The 10,512-nt window shown below is 75.3% G+C and carries 10 protein-coding genes and 1 pseudogene; 10 read left to right on the top strand and 1 reads right to left on the bottom strand.

What is annotated here, in order from left to right; genetic code table 11:
- The 10 genes from OMK64_RS19145 to OMK64_RS19100 all read left to right on the top strand — a co-directional run.
- The coding region (locus tag OMK64_RS19145) for a TilS substrate-binding domain-containing protein (RefSeq protein WP_272729948.1) at window positions 1-375 on the top strand (375 nt) is incomplete at its 5' end.
- A gap of 17 nt (window positions 376-392) precedes the next feature.
- Window positions 393-929 (top strand): hypoxanthine phosphoribosyltransferase, encoded by a 537-nt coding sequence (gene hpt / locus OMK64_RS19140; protein WP_276596312.1) that lies wholly within the window; start codon window positions 393-395, stop codon window positions 927-929.
- Between the two features lie 130 nt (window positions 930-1,059).
- Window positions 1,060-3,114 (top strand): ATP-dependent zinc metalloprotease FtsH, encoded by a 2,055-nt coding sequence (ftsH, locus tag OMK64_RS19135; protein ID WP_272729946.1) that lies wholly within the window; start codon window positions 1,060-1,062, stop codon window positions 3,112-3,114.
- A 13-nt stretch (window positions 3,115-3,127) separates the two neighbouring features.
- On the top strand, window positions 3,128-3,739 hold the full coding sequence (gene folE / locus OMK64_RS19130; protein WP_445292861.1) for a GTP cyclohydrolase I FolE: 612 nt from the start codon (window positions 3,128-3,130) through the stop codon (window positions 3,737-3,739).
- A 32-nt stretch (window positions 3,740-3,771) separates the two neighbouring features.
- Window positions 3,772-4,770, top strand: coding sequence for a dihydropteroate synthase (folP, locus tag OMK64_RS19125; protein WP_374694125.1), 999 nt, complete (start codon window positions 3,772-3,774; stop codon window positions 4,768-4,770).
- A complete protein-coding gene (gene folK / locus OMK64_RS19120) occupies window positions 4,767-6,491 on the top strand; it encodes a 2-amino-4-hydroxy-6-hydroxymethyldihydropteridine diphosphokinase (RefSeq protein ID WP_272729945.1) in 1,725 nt (574 codons plus the stop codon). Before folP ends, folK begins: the two co-directional genes overlap by 4 nt.
- A complete protein-coding gene (locus OMK64_RS19115; protein ID WP_272729944.1) occupies window positions 6,491-6,976 on the top strand; it encodes a DUF3180 domain-containing protein in 486 nt (161 codons plus the stop codon). Before folK ends, OMK64_RS19115 begins: the two co-directional genes overlap by 1 nt.
- A 50-nt stretch (window positions 6,977-7,026) precedes the next feature.
- On the top strand, window positions 7,027-7,539 hold the full coding sequence (locus tag OMK64_RS19110) for a PH domain-containing protein (RefSeq protein WP_272729943.1): 513 nt from the start codon (window positions 7,027-7,029) through the stop codon (window positions 7,537-7,539).
- Complete coding sequence (locus OMK64_RS19105; RefSeq protein WP_272729942.1) at window positions 7,536-9,263, top strand: PH domain-containing protein; 1,728 nt, start codon at window positions 7,536-7,538, stop codon at window positions 9,261-9,263. The genes OMK64_RS19110 and OMK64_RS19105 overlap by 4 nt, the downstream gene beginning before the upstream one ends.
- Window positions 9,260-10,357 (top strand): Rossmann-like and DUF2520 domain-containing protein, encoded by a 1,098-nt coding sequence (locus tag OMK64_RS19100; protein WP_272729941.1) that lies wholly within the window; start codon window positions 9,260-9,262, stop codon window positions 10,355-10,357. Before OMK64_RS19105 ends, OMK64_RS19100 begins: the two co-directional genes overlap by 4 nt.
- 23 nt (window positions 10,358-10,380) lie before the next feature.
- Here the strand turns inward: OMK64_RS19100 and OMK64_RS19095 are convergent.
- Window positions 10,381-10,512 (bottom strand): annotated as a pseudogene (locus OMK64_RS19095) (pantoate--beta-alanine ligase); the annotation flags it as partial.

Here is a 10,512-nt window from a genome sequence, read left to right as displayed (position 1 = left end):
GGCAACGGTGCGTTCCTCGGCGGCGGTGACGCCCCGAACCTCGCCGCCGTCGCCGCGACCACCGCGCTGGTCGCGGGCGTCATGTCGATCCTCATGGGCGCGGTGGCGAACTTCCCGCTCGCGCTCGACGCGGGGGTGCTCCTGGGGGCGGACGTCGCGGTGCGGCGGCGGGCGCTGCGGGCCGCGGCCGTGCGGGCCGGGTGCCCCGCGGGGGCGCTCAACCGTGGGCACGTGCTCGCCGTCGACGCGCTGCTCACGGACTGGCACGGGCAGGGTCCGGTGCCGCTGCCGGGCGGGGTCGCCGCCTCACGTGCGTGTGGCAGGCTTCTCCTCGGGCCGGTCCTGCCGGTGCACGACGAGCGACAGGAGCGGTGACGGTGGAGGCAGTCGACATGGGCGCGGACCTCGAGCGGGTCCTCCTCACCGAGGAGCAGCTGCACACGCGGCTCGACGAGATCGCCGCGCAGGTCGACGCGGACTACGCGGGCAAGGACCTGCTGCTGGTCGGCGTCCTCAAGGGTGCGGTCATGGTCATGGCGGACCTCGCGCGGCGCCTGCACACGCCCGCGCAGATGGACTGGATGGCGGTGTCGTCGTACGGCTCGGGCACCAAGTCGTCGGGCGTCGTGCGGATCCTCAAGGACCTCGACACGGACCTGCACGGCCGCCACGTGCTGATCGTCGAGGACATCATCGACTCGGGGCTCACGCTGTCGTGGCTGCTGTCGAACCTGCGCTCGCGCGGTCCGGCGTCGGTCGAGATCGCGACGATGCTCCGCAAGCCCGAGGCCGCCAAGGTCGAGGTCGACGTGCGCTACGTGGGTTTCGACATCCCGAACGAGTTCGTCGTCGGCTACGGCCTGGACTACGCCGAGAAGTACCGCAACCTGCCGTTCGTCGGGACGCTCGCGCCGCACGTCTACGCGTGACCTGCGCGGGGCCGCCCACGGCCGGTGATGTGCCCTGGGCGAACACCGCGGGTTGCCACAGGAACGCCGTGTAAGTTCGAAGGCCACCAGCCCTGCGAGCGGAGGATGAGGGGCCTGGCCCCGATCGCCCATGAACCTCAAGCGTCTTGCCCGCGGCCCGATCCTGTGGATCGTGCTCGCCGTCGTGCTCCTCTGGATCGGTGCGACCGCGCTCGCCACCCCGAAGGTCAGCCGGATCGACACCTCCGACGGCCTCGAGCTCCTGGCCGACGGCAAGGCGGAGTCGGCGAAGATCACCGAGGGGCAGCAGCGGGTCGACCTCACGCTGTCCGAGGACTTCGTCAAGGACGACGAGAACTTCGGCGAGCGCGTGCAGTTCTACTACGTCGTGCCGCAGGGCCCCGCGATCGCGGACGCCGTGGCGTCGGCCGACCTGCCGGACGGCTACACGTCCGAGGTGCCGCAGACGTCGTGGTGGTCGAGCCTGCTGGGCATCGTCCTGCCGTTCGTCATCATCCTGGCGATCTTCTGGTTCCTCATGTCGAACATGCAGGGCGGCGGCTCGCGCGTCATGAGCTTCGGCAAGTCGCGCGCCAAGCTGGTGAGCAAGGAGTCGCCGCAGGTCACGTTCGCGGACGTCGCGGGCGTCGACGAGGCGCTCGAGGAGCTGCAGGAGATCAAGGAGTTCCTCTCCGAGCCGGCGAAGTTCCAGGCCGTCGGCGCGAAGATCCCGAAGGGCGTGCTGCTGTACGGCCCGCCCGGGACCGGCAAGACGCTCCTGGCCCGCGCCGTCGCGGGTGAGGCGGGCGTGCCGTTCTACTCGATCTCCGGCTCGGACTTCGTCGAGATGTTCGTCGGCGTCGGCGCGAGCCGCGTGCGCGACCTGTTCCAGCAGGCCAAGGAGAACTCGCCCGCGATCATCTTCGTCGACGAGATCGACGCGGTCGGCCGGCATCGCGGCGCGGGCCTCGGCGGCGGGCACGACGAGCGCGAGCAGACGCTCAACCAGATGCTCGTCGAGATGGACGGGTTCGACGTCAAGACGAACGTCATCCTCATCGCCGCGACGAACCGCCCCGACATCCTCGACCCGGCGCTGCTGCGTCCCGGCCGCTTCGACCGGCAGGTCGCGGTCGAGCCGCCGGACCTCAAGGGCCGCGAGAAGATCCTCGCGGTGCACGCGCAGGGCAAGCCCATGGCGCCGCACGTCGACCTCGTGGCGGTCGCACGCCGCACGCCCGGCTTCACGGGTGCGGACCTGGCGAACGTGCTCAACGAGGCCGCGCTGCTCACTGCGCGCAAGAACGCGCAGATCATCGACGACCACGCGCTCGACGAGGCGATCGACCGCGTCATCGCCGGTCCGCAGAAGCGCACGCGCGTCATGAACATCAAGGAGCAGAAGATCACCGCGTACCACGAGGGCGGCCACGCCCTCGTCGCGGCGGCGCTGCGCTACACCGACCCGGTCACGAAGGTGACGATCCTGCCGCGCGGCCGGGCCCTCGGCTACACGATGGTCATGCCGACCGAGGACAAGTACTCGACGACGCGCAACGAGCTGCTCGACCAGCTCGCGTACGCCATGGGCGGCCGCGTCGCCGAGGAGCTCGTCTTCCACGACCCGACGACGGGCGCGAGCAACGACATCGAGAAGGCCACCGCGACCGCGCGCCGCATGGTCACGCAGTTCGGCATGAGCAGCCGGCTCGGGGCGATCCGGCTCGGCCAGGAGTCGAACGAGGTGTTCCTCGGCCGCGACGTGGGCCACCAGCGCGACTACTCCGAGGACGTCGCGGGCGCGATCGACCTCGAGGTCCGCGCGCTCATCGAGCGCGCGCACGACGAGGCGTGGGAGATCCTCGTCGAGTACCGCGAGGTCCTCGACGACCTGGTGCTCGAGCTCCTCGAGAAGGAGACGCTGAACGCCGAGCAGCTCGCGGAGATCTTCAAGCCGATCGTGAAGCGGCCGCCGCGCAGCGTGTGGCTGTCGAGCGACCAGCGCGCCGTCTCGACGCAGGGTCCCGTCCTCACGCCGGCCGAGAAGGTCGCGCAGAACGGCCACCCCGTGATCCCCGAGGACGAGGCCGCGGTCGTCGGTGACGAGAACCCGGCGCGCAAGGTCGTCGAGCTCCCGCCCGAGCAGACCCCGGAGACGCGCGGCTGGAGCCGGGACGGTGAGTGACGTGGTCGACGGCGTGCCGTCGACGATCAGCCGGATCACGGGCGTCGGCCGTGCGGTCGGCGAGTACGACGAGAAGCGCGCCGAGGCCGCCGTGCGGGAGCTCCTGCTCGCGGTCGGCGAGAACCCGGACCGCGAAGGCCTGCTGGAGACGCCGGCCCGCGTCGCACGCGCGTACCGCGAGATCTTCGCGGGGCTCTACCAGGACCCGACGGACGTCCTCACGACGACCTTCGACCTCGGCCACGAGGAGATGGTCATGGTCAAGGACATCGAGGTGTACTCGACGTGCGAGCACCACCTCGTGCCGTTCCACGGCGTCGCGCACGTCGGGTACATCCCCGGTGCCGACGGCCGGATCACGGGTCTGAGCAAGCTCGCGCGCCTCGTCGACGTGTACGCGCGTCGACCGCAGGTGCAGGAGCGCCTCACGTCGCAGGTCGCCGACGCGCTCGTCGAGGTCCTGCAGCCGCGCGGCGTGCTCGTCGTCGTCGAGTGCGAGCACCTGTGCATGTCGATGCGCGGCGTCCGCAAGCCGGGGTCGCGGACCGTGACCTCGGCCGTGCGCGGGCAGATGCGCGACGTCGCGACCCGTGCCGAGGCGATGAGCCTGGTCCTCGGCCGCTGACGCCCCTCGCGCAGCGCCCTAGGCTCGGCACCGTGACCCGCCCCGACGCCCCCGCGACGGCCGTCCCGCAGCGCCGCCCGGCACCCCTGCCGGCGCACCTGCACGACGCGGGCCGCACGCTCGTCATGGGCGTCGTCAACGTCACGCCCGACTCGTTCTCCGACGGCGGCCGCTGGTTCACCCCGAACGCGGCCGTCGCGCACGGTCTCGAGCTGCTCGACCAGGGCGCGGACCTGCTCGACGTGGGCGGCGAGTCCACGCGTCCGGGCGCGCGGCGCGTCCCGGTCGACGACGAGCTCGCGCGGGTGCTGCCGGTCATCGAGGCGCTCGCGTCGCGCGGGGCCGCGGTGAGCGTCGACACGACCCGCGCGGTCGTCGCCCGGGCGGCCGTCGAGCGCGGCGCGGTCCTGGTCAACGACGTGTCCGGCGGGCTGGCCGACGACGACATGCCGGCCGCCGTCGCCGAGACGGGGGTCGCGTACGTCGCGATGCACTGGCGCGGCCACGCCGACGTCATGGACGACCTCGACGACTACGGCGACGTGGTCGCGGACGTGCGCGCCGAGCTCGCGCAGCGCGTCGCGACCCTGCGTGCGGCGGGGGTCGCGGACCACCAGGTGGTGCTCGACCCGGGTCTGGGCTTCGCGAAGCCGGGCGCGAGCAACTGGCCGCTGCTCGCCCGCCTGCCCGAGCTCGTCGCCGACGGGTTCCCGGTGCTCGTGGGCGCGAGCCGCAAGCGCTTCCTCGGGCACCTGCTGGCCCGCCCTGACGGCACGCCGGCACCGCCGCTGGCCCGGGACCGCGCGACCGCGGCGATCACGGCCCTGGCCGCGGCGGCGGGCGCGTGGTGCGTGCGCGTGCACGAGGTGGCAGGCTCGGCCGACGCGGTCAGGGTCGCGGCCGCCTGGCGCGCCGCGGGGGCCGGCGCAGCCGACGGGCCCGGGAGGGCGGACCTGCGCGGCACGACCCCGCCCGAGGCGGACGACGAGCTACCGGTCGACGAGGACGCGAGCATGAGGAGCAGCACGTGACGACGCACGAGGAGAACGGCGCGGCGTACGACGCGGGCGGGCGCAGGCTCGACCAGATCCGCCTGTCGGGGATCACCGCGACCGGGTACCACGGCGTCTTCGACCATGAGCGGCGCGAGGGGCAGACGTTCGTCGCGGACGTCGTCGTGCACCTCGACACGCGTCGCGCCGCCGCGGGCGACGACCTCGCGCACACCCTCGACTACGGCGCGCTCGCGCAGCAGGTGGCCGCGGTGCTCGCGGGCGAGCCGGTCGACCTCATCGAGACCGTGGCGGAGCGCATCGCCGCGACCGTCCTGGCCGCGGGCGCCGTGGCGGCGGTCGACGTGGCCGTGCACAAGCCGCAGGCGCCGATCCCCGTCCCGTTCGGCGACGTCGTGGTCGCGATCCGGCGCGACCGCACCAAGCTGCCGGCGGCGGAGCCGTACACCGGTCCGCTGCGCGCCTCCGCGCTGCCGCGCACGGGTGCAGCCGCGCTCGTCGCCCCGCTGCCGGGGGACACCGCGGGACCCTACGAGGCGTTCGCCGAGCCGTCGGACGCGGGCCGTGACGACGCGCCGACGCCCGCGCTCGGGACGCCGAGCCCGGCCTCGGGGCTCCCGGTGTCGGGCATGGCGGGCGCGGGCCTCGTGGCACCCGGAGCTGCCCCGAGCGGCGCCCTCCCGCCGACGCCGGGCGGGCCCACCGCGGCGTCGTCGGCCGTCCCGCCCGGCGCCCTCGCGGCCGGCCTCCCGACCTCGGGCTGGCCGGCCCCGGACTCCGGTGGCTCCGGTGCCCCGGACGACGCGCCGACGACCGTCTTCGACGCGCCCCTCGTGCCGCCCCCGCCGCACGGGCCGGCGGACGACGCGCCCACGACGGTGTTCGGCGCACCGCCCCCGCCGCCCGGCCCGATCACGGGCGAGCCGGTCGAGGTCGGCGCAGGTCCCGACGCCGCCGCACCGGCCGGGAGCGCGCTCGAGGCGTGGGACCCGGGCGCGACGCAGGTCATGCCCGGCCCGGTGCCTGCGTACGACGACGACTACACCGCGTACGGGCAGCCGGACGAGGTCGTGACCGGCGAGATCGTCACCGACACGCTGGACGAGGCACCGTCCGAGCCGGTCGAGGTCGTGCTTGCGCTCGGCGCCAACCTCGGCGCGGCGCAGGAGACGCTGCGCGAGGCGGTGTCGGACCTCGCGGGCACCCGTGGGATCGAGGTCACCGACGTGTCGCCGCTGGCGCGGACGGCAGCCGTCGGGCCCGAGCAGCCGGACTACCTCAACGCCGTGGTGCTGGCCCGCACGACGCTGTCGCCGCGCGACCTGCTGCGAGCGACGCAGGCGGTCGAGAACGCGCACGGGCGGGAGCGCGCCGAGCGGTGGGGGCCCCGCACGCTCGACGTCGACATCGTCGTCTACGGCTCGGTGCTCGCCGTGACGGACGACCTCGAGCTGCCGCACCCCCGCGCGCACGAGCGGGCCTTCGTGCTCGAGCCGTGGTCGCAGGTCGACCCGGACGCGGTGCTGCCGGGACTGGGCGGCGGACCGGTCGCGCAGCTCGCGGCGACGGCGCCCGACCGTGGGGGCGTCCGGTGGCTCGCGCTCGACTGGCTCACGGCCCCCGTGCCCGGGACCAGCGGGGTGCCGGTCGTCGACCCGGAGGCGCCCTCCGGCCGGGTGCCGACCCGCGAGACCGTGCTCGGCGCACCGCACGACGGCCCGCGGGCGCCGTCGTCGTGATGCAGGCGACCCGCTGGACCACCCTCCTGGCGCTCGCCGCCGGACTCGCCGCCGTCACGTGGATCGCCCTCGACGCGCTCGCGGACCGCGGCACGTCGACGCCGACGGTGCCGTGGCTCGTCGCGGGCGTCGAGGTCGTCATCGCGGGTGTCGTGCTGAGCATGGGCTGGGCGGTGCGGCAGTTCCTGCGCGGCAAGCGCCCGGGGCTCGACCCGATCCGCGCGGCCCGCACCGCGGTGCTCGCGAAGGCGTCGTGCTACACGGGCGCGCTGCTCGCCGGCTGGTACGGCGGGCAGGCGCTCGCGCTCGTCACCGATCTCGGGGTGCCGGGCAACGGCGGCCGGGCCGCGGCCGCGGCGGTCGCGACGGGCGGTGCGGTCGTGCTGGCCGTCGTCGGCCTGGTCGTCGAGCGGTTCTGCCGCGTGCCCCCGCCCGACGAGGGTGCGGTGCGCCGCGAGGAGGCAGCGCCGGACCCGTCGGTCTGACGCCCGGGGGCCCGTGACCTGGCCCACCTGCGCGGTGGGAGGATGTCCGCATGACCGACGTCACGCAGCCGGACGCCCCGGCCGACCTCTTCGACCCGCTCGGTGTCGACTGGACGGCGGTGTCGCCGCGGCTCGCGTCGGCGCGGCTCGTCGTGACCGCGATCTGGCTCGGCCCGCTGCTGCTGCTGGGGATCGCGCTCGCGGCGCTCACCCAGGTCGCGTGGCTCTGGTCGCTGCCCGCGCTCGTCCTCGCGCTGGGCGTGTGGATCGCGGTGCTGGTGCCGCGCCAGGTGCGTGCGATGCGGTACGCCGAGCGCGCCGACGACCTGCTCGTGCGCCGGGGGATCATGTTCCGGCAGCTGGTCGTCGTGCCGTACGGCCGCATGCAGTACGTCGACGTGACGGCCGGTCCGCTCGCGCGCAAGCTCGGCATCGCGTCGGTGCAGCTGCACACCGCGTCGCCCGCGACGACGGCGACCATCGACGGGCTGCCCCCGCAGGAGGCCGCGCGGCTGCGCGACCGGCTGGCGTCGCGTGGCGAGGCGCGGCTGGCGGGGCTGTGAGCGGCACGACCGCGCCGCCGGCGGTCGAGTGGCGGCGGATGCACCCGGTCACCCCGGCCCTCAAGGGCTGGAAGATCGTCGTCGCGGTCCTGGTGGTCGTGGGCTACCAGGCCGCGGACGACGTGCGGCGACTGCTCGAGCTCGTCGAGGGGTACCGCTGGCTGGTCGTCCTCGGCGGGCTCGCGGCGGTCGCGGTCGTGGGCTTCGCGTACTCGGCGCTCGCGTGGCGCATGACGCGGTTCGCGGTGACCGACGACGCCGTCCACCTCAACACCGGCATCCTGTTCCGCCAGCAGCGGCAGGCGCGCCTCGACCGGCTGCAGGCCGTGGACGTCGTGCAGCCGCTGCTCGCGCGGCTCGTGGGTCTGGCGGAGCTCAAGCTCGAGGTCGCGGGCGGGTCCGGGTCGGGCGTGAGCCTGGCGTTCCTGCGGGAGTCCGACGCGCTCGCGCTACGGGCGGAGCTGCTCGCGCTCGCGGCCGGGCTGCAGCGTCCGGGCATGACCCCGACGGCGGCCTCCCGTGCGCCCGAGGCGCTCGACGGCCGGGTCGACGGGGCAGGCGGCGACGGTGCGGACGGCACCGCGCCCGGCGTCGACGCCTCGCGGTCTGTCGTCGCGTTCGAGGCCGCGCCCGAGCACCAGGTGTACGAGGTGCCGATGAGCCGGCTCGTCCTCGCGACGCTGCGCTCGGGTGCGACGGTCGGCCTCGTCCTCGCGGCGGTCGTGGCGCTCGCGGCGGGCGTGCTGAGCCGCACGTTCGCGACGGTCTTCTTCCTGCTGCCGATGTTCTTCGGCCTCGTCTCCTACGTGTGGTCCCGCATCAACCAGGGCGCGAGCTTCCGTGCGGCGACGTCGCCCGACGGCATCCGGCTGCGCCACGGCCTGACCGAGTCGCGCGCGCAGACCGTCCCGCCGGGCCGCGTGCAGGCAATCCGGATCAGCCAGGGGATGTGGTGGCGGCGGCCGGACTGGTGGCGCGTCGAGATGAACGTCGCGGGGTACTCGCCGTCGGGCGAGCAGCAGCGCGACACCGTCCTGCACCCGGTCGCGACGCGCGACGAGGTCCGCACCGCCCTGTGGCTCGTCCTGCACGACCTGGGTGTCGACGACCCGGTGGCCGTCGTCGACGCGGCCCTGACCGGCACCGACGAGTCGCACGGGTTCGCCGTCGCGCCGCGTCGCGCGCGCTGGGTGGACCCGCTGGGCTGGCGACGCCACGGCGTGCTGGTCACGCAGCGTGCGCTGGTCATCCGGCGGGGGCGCTGGTGGCGGCAGGTCGACGTCGTGCCGCACGAGCGGACGCAGTCGCTGGGACTGCAGCAGGGGCCGCTGCAGCGACGCCTGGGGCTCGCGTCGTTCGTCGTCCACTCGACGCCCGGGCCTGTCAGCCCCGACATCGCGCACCTCGACGCGGGCGTCGTCGTCGCCCTGCTCGACGAGCAGTCCGAGCGCGCCCGGACGGCCCGGGCGAGCGAGGGGCCGGAGCAGTGGATGCGGAAGACCGCCGCGCCCGTCGTGGTGGCCGGCCAGGTGGGTGCCGCGGAGCCCGCACCGCCCGGTTCCCCCGTGACGCCGGACGTGCCCCACGGCCACGTCGGGGACCCGCAGGCGACCGCGGCGTCGGACGAGGCCGTGTTCGCGGGGGAGCGAGCAGACGCGGGGGAGCCCGTGACCCGCGGTCCGGAGGCGCAGACCGCGCGGACCGAGCCCGGGGCGGGCGCGTGACGCGTCCGGGCCGCCTGGGCGTGGGCGTGGTCGGCACGGGCCGCGTCGGGGCGGTGCTCGGCAACGCGCTGCGGGGGGCGGGTCATCCGGTCGTCGCGGCGTCGGGCATCTCCGAGGGGTCGCGCGAGCGCGCGGAGACGCTGCTGCCGGGCGTGCCGCTCGTCGAGGTGCCGGAGGTCGTGCGCCGCGCGGAGCTCGTGCTGCTCACGGTGCCGGACGACGCGCTGGCCGGCCTGGTGACCGGGCTCGGCGACCTGGGCGCGTGGCAGCCGGGCCAGATCGTCGTGCACACGTCGGGGCGGTTCGGCACCGACGTGCTTGCGGCGGCGCGCGCGGTCGGCGCGATCCCGCTCGCGATCCACCCCGCGATGACGTTCACGGGCACGTCGCTCGACCTGTCGCGGCTCGCGGGCTGCCCCTTCGCCGTCACCGGCCCGAACGCCGTGCTGCCCATCGGCCAGGCGCTCGTCGTGGAGATCGGCGGCGAGCCGGTCGTGGTCGAGGAGTCCGCCCGCGGGCTGTACCACGCGGCGCTCGCGCACGGCGCGAACCACCTCGTCGTGCTGGTCGCGCAGGCCGCGCAGGCGCTCGCGGCGGCGGGCGTCGCCGACCCGGGCCGGATGCTCGGCCCGCTGCTCGAGGCCGCGCTCGACGGTGCGCTGCGTGCGGAGTCGCCGTCGGACCCGTCGGGGGACCGCGGCGCGGGTGCGATCAGCGCGCTCACCGGGCCGGTCCGGCGCGGCGACGACGGCACGGTGCGCGAGCACGTCGCGGTGCTCGGCGCGCTCGGGGCGAGCACCGGCGCGGTCGACGTCCTCGCGGGCTACCGTGCGCTCGCCCGGGCGGCGACGCAGCGGTCGCTCGCCGCGGGACTGGTCCCCGACGCGGCCGCGACCCGGCTGCTCGACGCGCTCGCGGAGGGCGACGTCCCCGGCGACGTCCCGGACGTGACGTCCGCCACCCCGGCGGCGGCACCGGGCATGACCGGGGATGCTGGATGGTTGGACCAGGAGGGACGACCCGCCGACGACCCGTCGGGCGGGTCCGAGGACGGGCCGACCGGCCCCGACCGCCCGCAGGAGGACGAGCGATGACGAAGACGAGGCCGGTGCTCGCGCGCACGCGCGACGAGCGACAGGTGCCCCGCGTGCAGCGCGCCCATCGTCATGACGACGGCCCGGCGGTACGGCTTCGTGCCGCGCGCCTGCGCGTCCTGGTCCGCGAGGGCCGACGCGAGCTCGTCGCGCGT

Source organism: Cellulomonas fimi, assembly GCF_028527925.1.
In the GTDB taxonomy this organism is placed as follows: Bacteria; Actinomycetota; Actinomycetes; order Actinomycetales; family Cellulomonadaceae; genus Cellulomonas; species Cellulomonas fimi_C.
This window is presented reverse-complemented; position numbering and strand designations above follow the sequence as displayed.